The organism is Micromonospora sp. CPCC 206061 (assembly GCF_036906915.1).
Taxonomy (GTDB): domain Bacteria; phylum Actinomycetota; class Actinomycetes; order Mycobacteriales; family Micromonosporaceae; genus Phytohabitans.
The window spans coordinates 24703-39985 of record NZ_JBAKHX010000030.1 but is presented as its reverse complement, the minus strand read 5'-3'; the positions used below and the strand labels follow the sequence as shown (position 1 = coordinate 39985).

Genomic DNA, 15283 nt, shown 5'->3' with positions numbered 1-15283 from the left:
ACCCCTCTTCCGCAGGCCGCCTACCGGGTTAGCTGACGGATTCGGGCGGGAAGGACGCCCTACCGCACGAGTGCGGATTCACCCCATTGCACAAGGTGGGTCCCCGGTTCGCTCACTGACCGTAGTCGTGATTTGCGATTCGGCAGCACCGGGCCGGCGCCACCCGGGGGAGTGACTGACGACCGGACCAGCCGCTCCAACCTAACGTGATCATCGCTGAGACGAAAGTGGCAGGAGGGTGATTAGTCCATCAAGGTAGGTGTCGTTACCGAGCGTGTTGGATCGAGACCAAACCGTCGCTTGACGACCTTGTTAGTTCTAGTTAAATGACCGGTAACTTGTGATGTAGAACACAAGGAGCGTCGGGCGATGTTGCAGGTGCGGAACCTCGAGGTCGTCTACGACGACGTGATGCTGGTGCTGCGAGGCGTCAGCGTCACAGTCCCGCCTGGCGGGGTCGTCGCGCTGCTTGGCGCGAACGGTGCCGGCAAGACCACCCTCCTGCGCGCGATCACGGGCCTGCTCGACGTGCACGACGGCGAGGTGACGAAGGGCGCGGTGACGCTCGACGGCGTACCCGTGCACCACCTGCGGCCGGCGGCGCTGGTGCGCCGGGGAATCTGCCAGGTGATGGAGGCCAGGCGGATCTTCGCGGAGCTGACCGTCGAGGAGAACCTCCGGATCGGCGGCCACACCAGCCCAGAGCGGATCAAGGCGCGCCTCGACGACGTGTTCGACCTGTTTGCGGTACTCGCCGAGCGGCGCCGCCGGACCGCCGGGTACCTGTCCGGTGGCGAGCAGCAGATGCTGGCGATCGGTCGGGCGCTCATGGCCGACCCGCGCTACCTACTGCTCGACGAGCCGAGCCTGGGGCTGGCGCCGCGGCTGGTGGAGCAGGTGCGCGAGATCATCATGGCGATCAACAAGCGCGGCACCGGCATCCTGCTCGTCGAGCAGAACGCCACGATGGCGCTGTCGATCGCGAGTCACGGGTACGTGCTGGAGACCGGCCGGGTGGTGCTCGACAAGCCGGCCGCGCAGCTGCTCGCCGACGACGACATCCGCGAGTTCTACCTGGGGCTGGGGCGCAAGAGCTTCCGCGACGTGAAGCACTACCGGCGGCGTAAGCGGTGGTTGTCATGACGATCCTCGAGTTCACGGACGTCCACCTCAGCTTCGCCGGCGTGAAGGCGATCGACGGGGTGAGCTTCACGGTGGGGCGGCAGGAGCTCTTCGCGGTCATCGGCCCGAACGGCGCCGGCAAGACGTCCATCTTCAACGTGCTGTCCGGCGTCTACCGGCCCCGGTCCGGCCGGGTGGTCTTCGACGGCACCGACCTGGTCGGCAGGCGGCCGCACCAGATCGCCGCGCTCGGCATGGCGCGCACGTTCCAGAACGTCGAGCTGTTCGCGAACCTCACCGTGCTCGACAACCTGATGCTCGGGCGGCACAACCACATCCATTACGGGCCGCTGTCCGCGATCGCGTGGCTCGGCCGGGCGCGGCGCGCGGAACTCGCCGCCCGCGCCGCCGTCGAGCAGATCGTCGACTTCCTGGAACTGGAGCAGTGGCGCCGCCTGCCGGTCGGGCTGCTGCCGTACGGCGTACAGAAGCGGGTCGAGTTGGGACGGGCGCTCGCCATGGAGCCGAAGCTGCTCCTGCTCGACGAACCGGTCGGCGGGATGAACGTCGAGGAGACCGAAGACATGGCCCGCTTCATCCTCGACATCCGTGACGAGCTCGACATCCCGATCGTGCTGGTCGAGCACGACATGGGCCTGGTGATGGACCTGGCCGACCGGGTCCTGGTGGTCGACTTCGGCAGGGCGGTGGCCACGGGGCCGCCCGCCGACATCCAGCACCACCCGGACGTCATCCGCGCCTATCTGGGCGAGGTGCAACCCACATGACTGAGTCAGCTGGCATGACCTCGACCCAGGTTAAGGCCGCGACGACGATCGCATCTCGGGTACGCGAGCACGCGCGCGCGACACCGGACGCGATCGCCATGCGGGAGAAGGACTTCGGCATCTGGCAGGAGGTCACCTGGGCGGAGTACTGGGACACCGCGCAGACCGTCGCGCACGCGCTGCTGGCACTGGGAATCGAGCCGGGCGACCGGGTGGCCATCCACGCCGAGAACCGCAAGGAGTGGCTCGTCACCGACGTCGCCACCGTCGCGGTACGCGCCGCCACGGTCGGCCTGTATCCGACGAACCCGGCAAGCGAGGTCGGGTACCTGCTGCACCACTCGGGCGCCCGGGTGCTCGTCGCCGAAGACCAGGAGCAGGTCGACAAGGCGCTGGCGGTGCTCGACGACTGCCCCGACCTCGAACGCATCGTCTACCTGGAGCCACGCGGCATCCGGCACCGGTACCGCCACCCGAAGTTGATGTGCTGGGAAGACCTGGTGCTGATGGGCGTGGCGCACCGGGACGCCCATCCGGACGCGCTCGAGGAGCGGATGGCGGCCGCGCGTCCCGACGACATCGCTACCGTCATCTACACCTCGGGCACCACGGGACCGCCGAAGGGCGCGATGCTGTCGGTGTCCAACGTGGACTTCGCGATCCGGTCGCTGGTCGACGGCGGCGGGTTCACGTCGCCACCACCGGGCCCGAGCGACCTGGTGCTGTCGTACCTGCCGCTGTGCCATGTCGCCGAACGCATCTTCACGACGTGGTTCAACGCCGGCGCCGGCACCCAGGTGAACTTCGCAGAGTCGATCGCGACCGTGCAGGCCAACCTGCGCGAGGTACAGCCCACCGTCCTGTTCGGAGTACCCCGGATCTGGGAGAAGATCCTTGCCGGTGTGAGCATCAGGCTCGCCAGCGCTTCACCCCTCAAGCGGCTCAACGCACGGCTCTGGCTCGCGGTGGCCCGGCGGATCGGCGACACGCTGGTGCGCACCGGCGGCACGCACACGCTCGTGACCCGCCTGATGTACGCCGCCGGCTGGCTGTTCTTCTACCGGGCCCTGCGCGAGCGGATCGGGGTCGGGCGGGTGCGGTACGCGGCGTCGGGCGCCGCCCCGATCGCGCCGGACGTGCTGCGGTTCTTCATGGGCATCGGGGTGCCCATGCACGAGGTGTACGGCATGACGGAGAACACCGCCGTGGCGACCGGCAACCAGCCGGGCCGCATCAAGCTCGGCACCGTGGGAGAGCCACACGAGGGTGTGGAGCTGCGGATCGACGAGCGGACCGGCGAGATCCTCACCCGGCACCCGGGCACGTTCGTCGGCTACTTCCGCGACCCCGCCGCCACCGCTGCGGCGCTCACCGAAGACGGCTGGCTGCACACCGGCGACATCGGGGAGTGGGTCGACGGCACGCACGTCCGCATCACCGACCGCGCCAAGGACATCATGATCACCGCGGGTGGCAAGAACATCGCCCCCTCCCAGATCGAAAACGAGCTCAAGGCGTCGCCGTACATCAAGGAGGCGATCCTGGTGGGCGACCGCCGGGCGTACCTCGGCGCGCTCATCGGCATCGAGCCCGACACCGTCGGGGAGTGGGCGCAGCGCCGCGGGCTGGCCTACACCACATACCGCGATCTGTCCGCCAAGCCAGAGGTGCGCGCGCTCGTCCAGTCCATCGTGGACGGCGTGAACGAGCGGCGGGCACCGGTCGAGCATGTGCGGCGGTTCCGGATGCTGCCGAAGGAGCTCGACCACGAGGATGGCGAACTGACCGCCACGCAGAAGGTCAAGCGCGCCGCGATCGCCGGCCTCTTCGCCGACCTGGTAGAGGAGATGTATGGCTGAGCTGGTCGAGGCGGTGCTGCGCGGGCTCGGCACCGGCAGCGTCTATGCCCTGCTCGCGCTCGGCTTCGTCATCATCTACAAGGCCACCCGAGTGATCAGCTTCGCGCAGCCGGCGTTCATGCTCGCGGGCGTCACGATGGTGACGTACCTCGTGCTGGAGGTCAGCTTCTGGGTGGCGGTGCCGGTGGCCGCGGTCCTCACCGGGCTGCTCGCCCTCGGCGTGGAGCGCCTGGCGGTGCGGCCGATGATCGGCCGGCCGGCGTTCGTCGTCGCCATCATCACGCTGGGCGTCGACGTCGCCGTGCGGGTGGTCGTAAACGCCTTCATCGGCTTGGACGTCCGCAACGTGCTGGACCCGTGGGGGCTGCGCACGGTCGGCGTGGGCGGCATCGACATGCAGCAGCGTCACCTCGCCGCGTTCCTCACCACCGCAGCGCTCGTGGCGGCGCTGTTCGCTTTCTTCCGCTTCACCCGGATGGGCCTCGCGATGCGCGCCGCCGCGTACGACCAGGAGGCCGCGCTCGCGCAGGGGGTCTCGGTGGGCACCGTCTTCGCGCTCTCCTGGGGGCTGGCCGGTGTGCTCGCGGCAGTGGCGGGCACCTTCGCCGCCGCCGGGTCCAGTGTGGACGCCGCTCTGTGGCTCATCGCGCTGACCGCCCTGCCCGTCATCATCCTCGGCGGGCTCGACTCGCTGCCCGGCGCGGTGGTCGGTGGGCTCGCGATCGGTGTGCTCCAGGAACTGACCGCCACCTACCAGAACCACGCGCCGTGGCTGGGTGGCAACGTCTCCGTCATCACCCCGTATGTGGTGATGCTCCTCGTGCTGCTGGTGCGGCCCTACGGCCTGTTCGGCACCCGGGAGGTCGAGCGGGTATGAGGGGGAGGCCGCTGCTGCACACCTCGTACGCCAGCGACATGGCGTTGTTCAACACGCCCGCCAAGCGGGTGTGGTTCGGCGTGCTGCTGGCGGTCGCCGCAGCCCTGCCCTTCCTGCTCACCGACGACATCCTGCAACTGCTCGCGCTGTGCTGCGTGGCGGCGATCGGTGCGATCGGGTTGGGCCTCGTCACCGGATACGCCGGTCAGGTGTCCCTGGGCCACGCGTTCTTCCTCGCCATCGGCGCGTACACCGCCGCCGCTGTCAGCGGCGACCCGGATGGCCGCGTCGTCGGGTTCGGGATGCCCAACATGTTGGTGTGGCTGCCCGTCGCCGGCCTGGTCGCGGCGGCCGCCGGCGTGCTCGTGGCGCCGCTCGCCACCCGCCTGCGCGGCCTGTATCTCGCCATAGTCACGCTCGGCCTGGTCTTCATCGGGCAGCACATCGCGAGCGAGTGGTCGTCGCTGACCGGTGGGGTCGGCGTGGGGCGGCCCGCCGCGTCGCTGGAGGTCTTCGGGTACCAACTGGCCGGCACCGACGCGTACGGCACCCGGGACCAGAAGCTCTTCTGGCTGATGCTGGCCCTACTGGTGGTATTCGCCCTCGCGGCACGCAACCTGGCCCGGTCCAAGGTGGGGCGGGCGTTCACGGCGATCCGTGACCGTGACATCGCGGCCGGCGTCATCGGCGTCAACCTGGCGCGGTACAAGACGATCGCGTTCGCCGTGTCCTCTTTCTACGCCGGGTGCGCCGGTGCCCTGCTCTACACGGTGAGCGGGTACTTCGACCCGAGCTCGTTCAGCCTGCTGCTGTCCGTCCAGTACATCGCGATGGTGCTGATCGGCGGCGCGGGTACGGTCTCCGGTGCGATCGCCGGGGCGTTCTTCATCACCCTGCTGCCCCGGCTCACCCGGGAACTGCAGGCGTGGGTGCCGTTCATCAGCACCCAGCCGAACGAGGTGCCCAACGTCTTCCAGGTGGAGACGATCCTCTACGGCGTACTCATCATCGTCTTCCTCATCTTCGAACCACGCGGGCTGTTCGGCCTCTGGGTGCGGGCCCGCAACTACTGGAAGGCGTGGCCGTTCTCCTACTGACGTGTGTGAGGGCTCTCCAATGAACAGAATGGGATCGCTGGGCGCCGCGGCACTCCTGCTCGTATCGGGCGCGCTCGCCGCGTGCCGGGGCGGCGAGAGTGAGACGGGCGAGGGCGAGGTCAAGACCGATGTCGGGGTGACCGCGGAGCCCTGCCCGGGCGCCACCGACTCCAGCAAAGGCTGCATATACCTCGGCATCATCTCCGACCTGACCGAGGGCCCGTTCCGGGCCTTGGCCGTGCCGATCACGGACGCACAGAAGGCGTTCTGGAAGCGGGTCAACACCGATGGCGGCATCGGCGGGTACGAGGTCGACGTGACCAAGTACGTGCGGGACAACAAGTACAACCCGCAGACGCACAACCAGGTGTACCAGGAGATCAAGCCGAGCGTGCTGGGGCTGGCGCAGACACTTGGCTCACCGACCACCGCCGCGATCATCAGCGACCTCAAGGCGAGCAGCGTGGTCGCGGCGCCCGCCTCGTGGACGTCCGCCTGGGCGTTCGAAGACGTGATCATCGAGTCGGGCGCCAACTACTGCATCGAGTCGATGAACGCGCTCGACTACGCCAAGGAGGTGTACAACCCGAAGAGCGTGATGGCGGTGCACCTGGCCGGTGACTACGGCGAAGACGCGGCCGCCGGCGCCAAGCTCGCCGCCCAGGCGCTGGGCATGACGTTCGCGGCCGTGAAGACCGACTCCGGCGCCGACAAGCAGGCCGGCGCGATCCAGGCGATCCTGACGGCCAAGCCGGACGTGGTGATCGTGACGACCGGTCCAGCGGACGCGGCGGCGATCATCGGACAGACGGTGGCGCGCGGCTTCGGTGGGCGCTTCATCGGCACCAGCCCGACGTGGAACCCGGCGCTGTTGCAGAGCGCGTCGGCGCCCGCCCTGCTGTCCCGGTACGAGCAGACGGCGCCGTGGAACGCTTGGGGAACGGACAGCCCCGGGCACAAGGCGATGCGCGAGGCGCTCGGTTCGGCGACGCCGAACGACGGCTACACCTCCGGCTGGGTGTGGTCGTACCCGATGAAGGCGGCCCTTTCGAAGGCGGTCGAGGACGGCGACCTGACCCGAGCGGGCCTACTGGCGGCGGCGAAGTCATTGACGTCGGTGGACTACGAGGGCATGTTGCCATCGGGCGCCGGCAACTACGCGGCCGGCCCGAACGAGGGTGCGGTGCGGGTGACCGCCATCTACAAAGCAGACCGTGCGGCGCCCACCGGCGTCGGCCAGGTGCGCGATCTCTTCACCGGTCCGACGGCGAAGGCGTACACACTGGACGGCCCGTGCTACGAGAAGCTGTAGGCGGAATGTCCGTTATCGCGCCTCGTGGCGGTACCTGGGTGAACAAATGGGACAGCCGGTGCGTAAGCGCGTACACGAAGCTACCCGCGCGGTGCCAATCTGACAGGTGGCTGATTGCATGCCTTCCCCTGGCTAGCGGTCATATAGCACAATGGCTGTAGAGCCTCAAGGGTTGCCTCCGGAGGGGTTCCGCACACGGCAGGAAGACGATCGGCACCTGGCTGCCACCAGGTGCCGATCCTAAAACCACCACACCAAGCTCGTCTTACGAGAAGCCAACCCGCCTCACGAGCCGTTGGAGGCACAAGTGCAGACTACCCAACACGCAATGAGCCCACCAGCGGCACGGCCCGTAACGTCCGCCCCCGTAACAAGCGCGACATCTACGGCAGCCGATGGGCGCCCGTTCTATAGCCAGCCCGGCATTCTCGTGACGCAGGACTGGTTCATTGTGGCGGGCCGCCGGTTTCCGGTGTGCGAGCTGCACAACCTTCGCACCGCGCGCGGTCCGGCCGACCAGCTCACGATTCGATCCGTGACGGTCACCGCGATCATGCTGGCGGGCGTCGGCATCGCGCTCGGCATGACGACCGAGCTCAACCACCTCAGCGCGCAGACCTACCTCGCGCTCACCGCCGTGGCGTTCGTCCCCTTCCTGGTGGCGACGATCGGCCACCGGTTGCGGCCGCGGGCCTACGAGTTGTGGGGCGAGCTCCACGGGCTGACGATGCTGCTGTTCACCAGCGACCAGCAGCGGCAGTACGGCCAGGTGACGCGGGCGCTGCTCCGGGCAAAGGAGGCGACCAGGCTGGGTGCGGTGACCGAGCCGGTGGCCTCGATGAACATGTGGCGTTCCAGTCGCCGCTAGACCAGTTCCAAGGTGGGCCGGGGGGCACACCGATCGTGGGCGAACTCAGCCGAGTTCGCCCACGATCTTTTTGATCAGGTTGCGGCTCTCGTCTGGGCTGAGTGCCAGCTGGCACAGCCGCTGGAACCTCTCGTGGTACGGCTCGACCACCTCGGGACGGTCGACCACGTCGTCGGCAACCGCGCTCTCCACGAACATGACGTCGTGGTCGGCCGGGTCGGGGAACTGGAGGATCGCGAACGGGCTGGGGTAGTCGTCGACGCCCGACGTGAAGGGCAGCACCTGAAGCGTGATGTTGGGCTGGATGCTCAGCGTCATCAGCTTTTCGAGCTGCTCCCTCTGGGGCTGCGCGTCGTTGGCGATCCGCCGGACCACCGACTCGTCGATGACCGCGGTGATGTGCGGCGGGTTGGGTTTGTCGAGCACCTCGCGCTGGCGGGTGAGGCGCACCTCGACCTGGCTCTGCTCGTCGGCCGCGGTGCCTTCGCGGCGGACCGCCTTGGCCGCGTACGCCTCGGTCTGGAAAAGCCCGGGCAGCTTCGTCGGCGTGTAACACAGCACCGACGACGTCTCCGCCTCCAGCCCGATGTACGCCATGTAGGACGGCGCCAGCGTGCCGGCGAAGGACGACCACCACCGGCGCGCGCGCGACGAACGTGCCAGCGACACCAACTCGTCGACGCGGCGCTGCTCCACCACGCCGTACAGCCGGAGCAGAGCGCGGACGTCGATCGGCGACACGCTCACCGCCCCCGCCTCGATCCGGATGATCTTTGAGGCGGACCAGTCCATCTCAGCCGCGACCTGCTCTTGCGTCAGGCCGATCGCCTCGCGGGCGGTGCGCAGCGCGTGCCGCAGCCGGCGCCGTCCAATGGTCGCCCCCTGAGCGGGGCTCACCGCCGGGCCGCCGCCATTTCCCCGCCGGCTCACCGGAACCGGCCCGCCATCTTGGAGAGCATTGCCCGCGAGCGATCCGGGTCGAGCGAGTGCTCCCGCAGCATCGCGTACATCTCCTGATAGCGCTTGACCTGGTCGAGCTGGTCGATGACCTCGGTCACCGACCCAGCGCCCTCCATGTAGATAACATCGGAGTCGTCCTCGTCGGCGAACTCCAGGACGACGAACTGCCCCTGCGCGGTGTACATGCCGGAGCTGAATGGGAGCACGCGGATCGTGATGTGTGGCGCCTCGCCCAGGCGCAGCAGGTGCTCGAGCTGGCCACGCATGACGTCGGCGTTGCCGACCTGCCGGTGGAGAATCGACTCGTCGAGCACCAGCTCGACCTCGGGCGGGTTTGCGCGGCCGAGCACCTCGGCCTGGCGCCGGCGGCGCAGCGAGACGATCTCCTTGGTGCGCGCCGGGTCGACCTGCGCGGGCACCACGAACGCGGTGATCGAGTTGGCGTACGCCTCGGTTTGCATGAGACCGGGCACGCCGACGGACTGGAAGAAGGACAACTTCGACGCCTCGGCCTCCAGGCCGATGAAGGCCACGAACGGCGCGGGGAAGGTCTCGCGGTACTGCGACCACCAGGTGCGCTGCCGGGCCACCTTGGCCAGGTCGACCAGCTCGGCCACCTGCTGCGGATCGTTTACGCGGTAGTGGCTGAGCAACGCCTTGACGTCGTTGGTGGACACCGAAACGCTGCCGGCCTCGATGCGGATCAGCTTGGAGAGCGACCAGTCCATCGCCTCGGCCACCTGCTCCTGGGTCAGGCCGGTGGCTTCTCGGGCACGCCGCAGCGCCGAGCGCAGTCGGCGCCGCCCGACCGTCGGACCCTGCGCCGTCATCATCAAACCCTCCTAGCCAACGCCGGCCCCGCCGGCCGTGTCGTGAGGGAGGTTACTAGGCAAGCTGCCACCTGGCGGGGCGCAACCTGCCTGTTAGCCAGGATTCTTGCAGGCTACACCCGGCCATCGCGTTTTCCAATGTCGTTGCGGAAGGCGCGAATGGCCACATATGAAGCGCCGGCTCCTGGCTGATGCCAGAGCCGGCACATTCCGTATATGTCTTTCTCAGTCGGCGAGGGTGCGGAAGTCACCGGCCTTGATGCCGGCGCAGAATGCTCGCCACACTGGGCGTGGTACCTCGATTGCCTGCCCGGACGCCGAATCCCGGACGCCAACCCGGTCGTTCCCGAGCTTGACCTCCACGCACTCGATGGCCTCGCAGCGGCTACTTCGTCGCCATGCCCCAGGTCGATGCGCCATACAACTGCCCTCCGCTAAGCCCGGCGGGCGGCCAGCCGCCACACGGGTTGCTTACCGACTGTTATCAATGTCGCACGGCGTGGCAATAGCCGAGAAGGGCTGGTGCGTGAATGAATGGCGGCGACATTGGCACACAAAGTAGAGCCCGGCATTAGCGCCGCTTTAGCGCGCCACCTCTACGACGGCGCGTCGGAGAGAGTCGGTAGGCTCGGAGCCATGAGGCGGCTGTTGACACCGGCGTGGCTCGCGCGCCACGTGCTCGCGGTCGCGCTCGTGTGCGGTTTTCTCGCCCTGGGGTGGTGGCAGATAGGTCGCGCAGCCGGCGGCAACATGCTCAGTTGGGCGTACGCCTTCGAATGGCCGGTGTTCGCGGGATTCGTGGTCTTCATGTGGGTGCGTGAGGTGCGCCACACACTGCGGGCCGCCGCCCCTGAGGAGTCCGCCGAAACCGCGCCGCCCGCGACGGCACAGGCGTCCGCGGCGCGGCGCCCGGTCCGCACCACGCCCCAGCGGATCGAGTACGACGACAGCGGCGATCCAGAGCTGGCGGAGTACAACCGGTACCTGGCCTGGCTCAATGCCAACCCGGGCGCCAAACCTGCCGATTTCCCCGGCTGACCCGTGGCTGACTTGGAAGGACCCTGACCGTGAGCGGAGCCCTGATGCGGTATCGCGCCATCGCCTACGTGGTGGGTGTGGTGCTGATCCTGCTGGTCGTGATCGGCATGCCGCTGAAGTACATCTGGGACGAGCCGGGTGTCGTGGAGACGGTCGGTCCGGCCCACGGCTTCCTATACATGGCGTATCTGTTGGCCGCCTTCGACGTGGCGCGCCGGGCTCGCTGGCCGCTCAGCCGTATGGCGCTCGTGATGCTCGCCGGCACTGTGCCGTTCGTCTCCTTCTACGCCGAAAGGGTGGTCACTCGCTGGGTACGGCAGCCCGAACCGGTGACCGGCTGATTCAACTTTTGGGATCGATCGTTGGGACGATTGTGTGCCGGTCACGGTGCGTTGTAGCTTTCCTCGGTCTGTTGCACACCTCGCGCCATCGCACAAAAACCTTCACCTAACTGTTATCGGAAGTTATTCGCACATACCGATAAAGCGGGCAAATGGTGATAAGGTGAGCCGTCACGGCACCGGGCCGAGGCAATCAGATCGAGGAGAGTAGATGGCCCACTCGGGTGCCGTCAGCGCAACATGGCGGAAGAGCACACGTTGCGAGTCCCACGCGTGCGTCGAAGTAGCACGCGCGCCGGAGGTCGTAGCCATCCGCAACTCGACGCTGCCGCAGGAGCACCTCTCGTTCGCCGTACCCGTCTGGCGGGCCTTTGTCGCCGGTGTTCGCGCCGGCGAGTTCGATCTTCGCTGAACCGCATCGCTCAGCATCACTGAATCGCACCGCTCACCGCGTGCAAGGGCGCTGTCGCTCTCCCGATGCGCCCTTGACCGTCCCGTTTCAAATCGCGCCGTCCGGGCAAAGGCTGAAGTCATGACTGGACCAGTAGCGCATGGTCAGCTCCCGCCGATCGACGACGCGGGCATCGACCCCACAGAGCTGACCGACGAGGATCTCATCCGCGAGATGGCCAGCCTGCACCGCACCCGGCTCGACACGCTGCGGCACGGCCCCGACGCCGCTCTCGCGAACCACCTGCGGCGCACCGCCGAGCTGGAGACGGAGTACCTGACCCGGCATCCTGGACGCGAAGTGGATCCGAGCCGGCTGCGCGAAGGATTCTGAGGTGGCGTACCAGGCCGAGCGGGGCATGTCGGCGCCGCCCGAGGTGGTCTTCAACACCGCGACCGACCCCGCCCGCTCCGGGTGGCTGCCCAATGAGCTGCGCACCGCTCGGCCCGAACTCGACCTCGAACGCCTCCGCGCGCGATGGCAGGACCGGGCACAGCTCACGGTTAGCCCGAACCCCGCCGGCGGTGCGCGGGTCGAGCTCCAAGTCGCCGAAGAGGGGCGGGAGGACGCCGATCGTGCGCTCGACGAACTCGCGCGCACGGTCGACGACAACCTGAGCGCGGGCTGATCACTCGGGTTCCAGGCCCGCCCAGCCGCGCGGTGACTCGGGCTCGCGGTCGCCGTCACGTCCGCCCGTGATGTCCTCGTCGACGGCCGTGTCGTCGTGTTCGGCCGCGAAGTCTTCGGTGTCCGGTTCGGGCTCGGCGTCTTCCGGCTGGCCCAGCGGGGGCAGATCGTTCACAGCGTTCCTCCCGACGTCTCGTTGAGCGCGTCCAAGGCCTCGTCCTGGCTGTACTCACCCTCGGGCAGGGCGTCGATCCGGGTGAGCTCGGCCGCGGGCAGATCGGCCGCGATCGCGGCGCGCCGGATGTCCCCGGCGCTCACCCGCTCCTGCCACACGTACAGGTCGTCGAGCAGCTCTTCGAGCGTCACGAAGACGCGCTACCCGGCGGCGAGGACGATCAAACTCCGGACGTGACCTGGAATACACCCGGTGCCGGAACACAGGCCACCCCTGCACCGTTGGGATGACTGTCGGTGTGTCCTGTGTCCCCGGGCCTCACCTAAATGCCTTCGCGGAATACCGTCCGGCTGGAGCCGCGTTGCGCCACTCGCCGAGAGGCGACCTGCACACCGACGCCTGAGAGGCACCGCCCGTACGGGCGGTGCCTCCTGTGTTTCTACCGCGGGGGTGGACCGCTGGGGGTGCTCCCTACGCCGGTGCTCAGCTTGAGGACCACCAGGCCGTCCTCGATCGTCCTACCGTTCGGCTCGGTGTCGGCCACCGTGCCCTGAGGGCAGGTGGAGGGGATCGGCGTGTTGTCGACCTCGACCCGGAAGCCGGCGTTCTCCAGGGTGGAGCGCGCCTCGCTGACCGAGTCGCACTGGACGTTCGGGATCGACCGCTGCTCGCCGTACGCCATCTTCTGGCTCGGCGGCGTGAAGTTCTTGGCCTGCTTGCCCTTCGACGCGTCGGCGAGCGTCTCGTACACCGCCGGGTTGACGATGTCGTGGCTCATGTTGACGGTCGTCTCCGGCCAGTCCGGGTCGGCGAGGACGCCCGCGACCGAGAGCGTCTTCGTCGTGATGACCAGCGACGCGGTGCGGTGGCTGTCGGTGGTACCCGACTTGCCGGCGATCGGCTGGCCAACCGCGCTGCGTGCGCCTCCCTCGGTGGCACCCTTGCACTCGCCGAAGGCCGACTGGTCGCCGACCGGGCAGCGTGCCGCGTCGATCGCGGCCCGCGCCACCTGGACATCGAGCGCCTGGTTGCAGCGCGGGTTCGCCACGTCGAGCTTCTTGCCGCTCATCTCCTGAATCTCCTGCACCGGGATCGGCTCGCAGTGCTTGCCGTCCGCGGCGAGCGTGGCGTACGCGTTGGCCACGTCAAGCGGGGTGGTGCCGGAGACGCCGAGCGTGAACGCTCCCCAGTCGTCCGCCGCCTCCTTGTTGGCCGCGCGCTCGGCGTCCTCGTCGTTCAGGAACCTGATGCCCATCTTCTGTGCGGCGGCGACCACGTTCGCGGCGCCGGCCCGCTCCTCCAGGGGCACGAAGTAGGTATTCACGGAGCGGCCGAACGCGGTCCAGGCGTTGTGGATGCCAGCCTGGGTGGGGTTGTCGTTGCCCGGGCACCAGCGGTTGGTGCCGCCGCAGGAGGACGTCGGGGCGCCGCCGCTGTACTTGGACGGGTACCGCTGCGGCGCGTTGATCGTGTAGTCCAGCGGGTACCCCTTCTCCAAGGCCGCGACGATGGTGAAGATCTTGAACGTCGAGCCGAACTGGTACCCGGTGACGCCACCGCCGCCGGTGATCAGAGGATTGGTGGTGTTCGGGTACGTGCCGCGCTGGCCGCTGCTCCTCGGGTTGGTGCTCGGCTTGTTCTGCGGGTTGTTGGCATCGTCCACCTTGAAGTTCCGGTTGGTGGCCAGCGCGCGCACCTTTCCGGTGCCCGGCTCGATCGCCGCTACCATGAGGGCGTTCCTGCTGCCGGTCTTCAGACGCTGCTCGACGTTGTCCTTGGCCGCCTTCTGCGTCTTGGGGTCCAATGTGGCCACCACCCGGTAGCCGCCGCCGTTGAGCCGCCGCTCGCGGTCGTACTCGCTGCCACCGAACGCCTCCTGCGATGTCCACCACCGGCGGAAGTAGTCGCAGAAGAAGCCCCAGTCGTTGGGCCTGGTGACGAGGCAGCCGCTCGGCGACCGCTTGGCCTTGACGGTCAGCGGCGTCGCCTTCGCGGCCGCGGCCTCTTCGGCGGTGATGGACTTTGTCTCCACCATCTGGCCCAGTACCCAGTTGCGCCGTTCGAGCGTGCGCTGGTGCCCCTCCGGGGTGGTGGGGTCGTACTCCGTCGGAGATTTCACGACGCCGGCCAGCATTGCGGCCTCGGCGAGCGTCAGGTCTTTGGGGTGCTTGCCGAAGTAGAACTGGCTCGCCGCGAACACGCCGTACGTGTTGCTGCCGAACGGAGCGAGGTTCAGGTACCGCTCCATGATCTCGTTTTTGTTGTACTTCTTCTCCGCCTGGAGCGCGAGTTTCACCTCGCGCATCTTGCGCGCGGTGGTGTCCTCGCCGGCCGCGACGACCGCCTTGTTGTCCGTCGCCGTGTACGTGATGGACATGCGGACCAGCTGCATGGTCAGCGTGGAGGCGCCCTGCTGCGACTGGCCCGAGCTGTTTGCCACGAACGCACGCACGATGCCCTTGGCGTCTACGCCCTTGTGCGTGTAAAAGCTGTGGTCCTCGGCCGAGAACATCGCCTTGGGCATGAACGCGGAGACGGTGTCGAGCTCGACGTTCCGGCGGTTCTCGTCGAAGAAGCGGGCGATCAGCGTCTTGTTGTCGGACGCGTAGACCTCGCTGGCCTGTGGTGCCTGCGCGTTGGTCAGCTCGCCCGGCAGCGACTCGAACGAGTCGGCGCCCGCCTTGGCGGCCAGCCCGGACATCGCGAGGGCGGGGAAGGCCGCCGCCGCGACAGCCAACCCGGCGAGCACGCCGCACAGCAGCAGCGCAGCAGTGTTGATCACCAGCTTGCGATTACGAGTCACCTCTGCAAGACGCAGATGGGCACGGTCGCGGTTGCGCAGCCGGTCAATCTTCATTGCTCTTTCATACGTGGGCGATTTTCGGGCGGGCTGTGCCCCGGCAGCGGATGTGTCCGGTATCGCAGTTTCGATGACGAA

Annotated in this window: 18 protein-coding genes and 1 riboswitch; of the genes, 12 read left to right on the top strand and 6 right to left on the bottom strand. The window is 68.1% G+C overall.

Annotated elements, in window-relative coordinates:
* Window positions 1-2: 2 nt before the first annotated feature.
* A riboswitch (cyclic di-AMP (ydaO/yuaA leader) is annotated at window positions 3-155 on the bottom strand.
* Window positions 156-369: 214 nt separating this feature from the next.
* From V6V89_RS20840 to V6V89_RS20810, 7 genes are all read left to right on the top strand, one after another.
* Window positions 370-1143, top strand: coding sequence for an ABC transporter ATP-binding protein (locus V6V89_RS20840; RefSeq protein ID WP_334620854.1), 774 nt, complete (start codon window positions 370-372; stop codon window positions 1141-1143).
* Window positions 1140-1910 carry an ABC transporter ATP-binding protein gene (locus V6V89_RS20835; protein WP_334620853.1) on the top strand — a complete coding sequence of 257 codons (771 nt, stop codon included), beginning with the start codon at window positions 1140-1142 and terminating at the stop codon, window positions 1908-1910. The genes V6V89_RS20840 and V6V89_RS20835 overlap by 4 nt, the downstream gene beginning before the upstream one ends.
* The gene (locus V6V89_RS20830) at window positions 1907-3769 is read left to right on the top strand and encodes an AMP-dependent synthetase/ligase (RefSeq protein WP_334620852.1); all 1863 of its coding nucleotides are present in this window, start codon (window positions 1907-1909) and stop codon (window positions 3767-3769) included. Before V6V89_RS20835 ends, V6V89_RS20830 begins: the two co-directional genes overlap by 4 nt.
* Window positions 3762-4646, top strand: coding sequence for a branched-chain amino acid ABC transporter permease (locus V6V89_RS20825; RefSeq protein ID WP_334620851.1), 885 nt, complete (start codon window positions 3762-3764; stop codon window positions 4644-4646). Before V6V89_RS20830 ends, V6V89_RS20825 begins: the two co-directional genes overlap by 8 nt.
* Entirely contained in the window at window positions 4643-5743 is a 1101-nt protein-coding gene (locus V6V89_RS20820) for a branched-chain amino acid ABC transporter permease (protein WP_334620850.1), read from the top strand. Before V6V89_RS20825 ends, V6V89_RS20820 begins: the two co-directional genes overlap by 4 nt.
* A gap of 28 nt (window positions 5744-5771) precedes the next feature.
* Window positions 5772-7055, top strand: coding sequence for an ABC transporter substrate-binding protein (locus V6V89_RS20815; RefSeq protein WP_334620849.1), 1284 nt, complete (start codon window positions 5772-5774; stop codon window positions 7053-7055).
* A 430-nt stretch (window positions 7056-7485) separates the two neighbouring features.
* On the top strand, window positions 7486-7923 hold the full coding sequence (locus V6V89_RS20810; protein WP_334620848.1) for a DUF6232 family protein: 438 nt from the start codon (window positions 7486-7488) through the stop codon (window positions 7921-7923).
* Window positions 7924-7968: 45 nt separating this feature from the next.
* On the opposite strand, the gene V6V89_RS20805 is transcribed toward V6V89_RS20810, so the two are convergent.
* The 3 genes from V6V89_RS20805 to V6V89_RS20795 form a co-directional block, all read right to left on the bottom strand.
* Window positions 7969-8820 carry a helix-turn-helix domain-containing protein gene (locus V6V89_RS20805; RefSeq protein WP_334620847.1) on the bottom strand — a complete coding sequence of 284 codons (852 nt, stop codon included), beginning with the start codon at window positions 8818-8820 and terminating at the stop codon, window positions 7969-7971.
* Window positions 8821-8849: 29 nt separating this feature from the next.
* Window positions 8850-9716, bottom strand: coding sequence for a helix-turn-helix domain-containing protein (locus tag V6V89_RS20800; protein WP_334620846.1), 867 nt, complete (start codon window positions 9714-9716; stop codon window positions 8850-8852).
* Between the two features lie 222 nt (window positions 9717-9938).
* Window positions 9939-10133, bottom strand: coding sequence for a DUF397 domain-containing protein (locus tag V6V89_RS20795; protein ID WP_334620845.1), 195 nt, complete (start codon window positions 10131-10133; stop codon window positions 9939-9941).
* Window positions 10134-10349: 216 nt separating this feature from the next.
* Here V6V89_RS20795 and V6V89_RS20790 point away from each other — a divergent pair, with 216 nt between their 5' ends.
* The 5 genes from V6V89_RS20790 (at window position 10350) to V6V89_RS20770 (ending at window position 12171) form a co-directional block, all read left to right on the top strand.
* On the top strand, window positions 10350-10751 hold the full coding sequence (locus V6V89_RS20790) for a hypothetical protein (protein ID WP_334620844.1): 402 nt from the start codon (window positions 10350-10352) through the stop codon (window positions 10749-10751).
* 29 nt (window positions 10752-10780) lie between these two features.
* The gene (locus tag V6V89_RS20785) at window positions 10781-11092 is read left to right on the top strand and encodes a DUF3817 domain-containing protein (RefSeq protein WP_334620843.1); all 312 of its coding nucleotides are present in this window, start codon (window positions 10781-10783) and stop codon (window positions 11090-11092) included.
* A 211-nt stretch (window positions 11093-11303) separates the two neighbouring features.
* On the top strand, window positions 11304-11504 hold the full coding sequence (locus V6V89_RS20780; protein ID WP_334620842.1) for a DUF397 domain-containing protein: 201 nt from the start codon (window positions 11304-11306) through the stop codon (window positions 11502-11504).
* A 120-nt stretch (window positions 11505-11624) separates the two neighbouring features.
* Window positions 11625-11876: a DUF6158 family protein gene (locus V6V89_RS20775; protein ID WP_334620841.1), complete on the top strand. Its 252-nt coding sequence runs from the start codon at window positions 11625-11627 to the stop codon at window positions 11874-11876.
* Between the two features lie 25 nt (window positions 11877-11901).
* A complete protein-coding gene (locus tag V6V89_RS20770) occupies window positions 11902-12171 on the top strand; it encodes a hypothetical protein (protein WP_334620891.1) in 270 nt (89 codons plus the stop codon).
* Here V6V89_RS20770 and V6V89_RS20765 read toward each other — a convergent pair whose 3' ends face one another.
* The 3 genes from V6V89_RS20765 to V6V89_RS20755 form a co-directional block, all read right to left on the bottom strand.
* On the bottom strand, window positions 12172-12345 hold the full coding sequence (locus V6V89_RS20765; RefSeq protein ID WP_334620840.1) for a hypothetical protein: 174 nt from the start codon (window positions 12343-12345) through the stop codon (window positions 12172-12174). It abuts the gene before it with no gap.
* Window positions 12342-12536, bottom strand: a complete 195-nt coding sequence (locus V6V89_RS20760; RefSeq protein WP_334620839.1) for a hypothetical protein — start codon at window positions 12534-12536, stop codon at window positions 12342-12344. The genes V6V89_RS20765 and V6V89_RS20760 overlap by 4 nt, the downstream gene beginning before the upstream one ends.
* A 248-nt stretch (window positions 12537-12784) precedes the next feature.
* Window positions 12785-15202, bottom strand: a complete 2418-nt coding sequence (locus V6V89_RS20755; RefSeq protein ID WP_334620838.1) for a penicillin-binding protein — start codon at window positions 15200-15202, stop codon at window positions 12785-12787.
* Between the last annotated feature and the right edge of the window lie 81 nt (window positions 15203-15283).

Bases quoted from the DNA above. Each gene is read 5' to 3' on its own strand.
- V6V89_RS20840 (WP_334620854.1), top strand. From the start codon at position 370: ATGTTGCAGGTGCGGAACCTCGAGGTCGTCTACGACGACGTGATGCTG.
- V6V89_RS20775 (WP_334620841.1), top strand. From the start codon at position 11,625: ATGACTGGACCAGTAGCGCATGGTCAGCTCCCGCCGATCGACGACGCG.
- V6V89_RS20815 (WP_334620849.1), top strand. From the start codon at position 5,772: ATGGGATCGCTGGGCGCCGCGGCACTCCTGCTCGTATCGGGCGCGCTC.
- V6V89_RS20825 (WP_334620851.1), top strand. From the start codon at position 3,762: ATGGCTGAGCTGGTCGAGGCGGTGCTGCGCGGGCTCGGCACCGGCAGC.
- V6V89_RS20790 (WP_334620844.1), top strand. From the start codon at position 10,350: ATGAGGCGGCTGTTGACACCGGCGTGGCTCGCGCGCCACGTGCTCGCG.
- V6V89_RS20830 (WP_334620852.1), top strand. From the start codon at position 1,907: ATGACTGAGTCAGCTGGCATGACCTCGACCCAGGTTAAGGCCGCGACG.
- V6V89_RS20835 (WP_334620853.1), top strand. From the start codon at position 1,140: ATGACGATCCTCGAGTTCACGGACGTCCACCTCAGCTTCGCCGGCGTG.
- V6V89_RS20780 (WP_334620842.1), top strand. From the start codon at position 11,304: ATGGCCCACTCGGGTGCCGTCAGCGCAACATGGCGGAAGAGCACACGT.
- V6V89_RS20770 (WP_334620891.1), top strand. From the start codon at position 11,902: ATGTCGGCGCCGCCCGAGGTGGTCTTCAACACCGCGACCGACCCCGCC.
- V6V89_RS20795 (WP_334620845.1), bottom strand. From the start codon at position 10,133: ATGGCGCATCGACCTGGGGCATGGCGACGAAGTAGCCGCTGCGAGGCC.
- V6V89_RS20800 (WP_334620846.1), bottom strand. From the start codon at position 9,716: ATGATGACGGCGCAGGGTCCGACGGTCGGGCGGCGCCGACTGCGCTCG.
- V6V89_RS20755 (WP_334620838.1), bottom strand. From the start codon at position 15,202: ATGAAGATTGACCGGCTGCGCAACCGCGACCGTGCCCATCTGCGTCTT.
- V6V89_RS20820 (WP_334620850.1), top strand. From the start codon at position 4,643: ATGAGGGGGAGGCCGCTGCTGCACACCTCGTACGCCAGCGACATGGCG.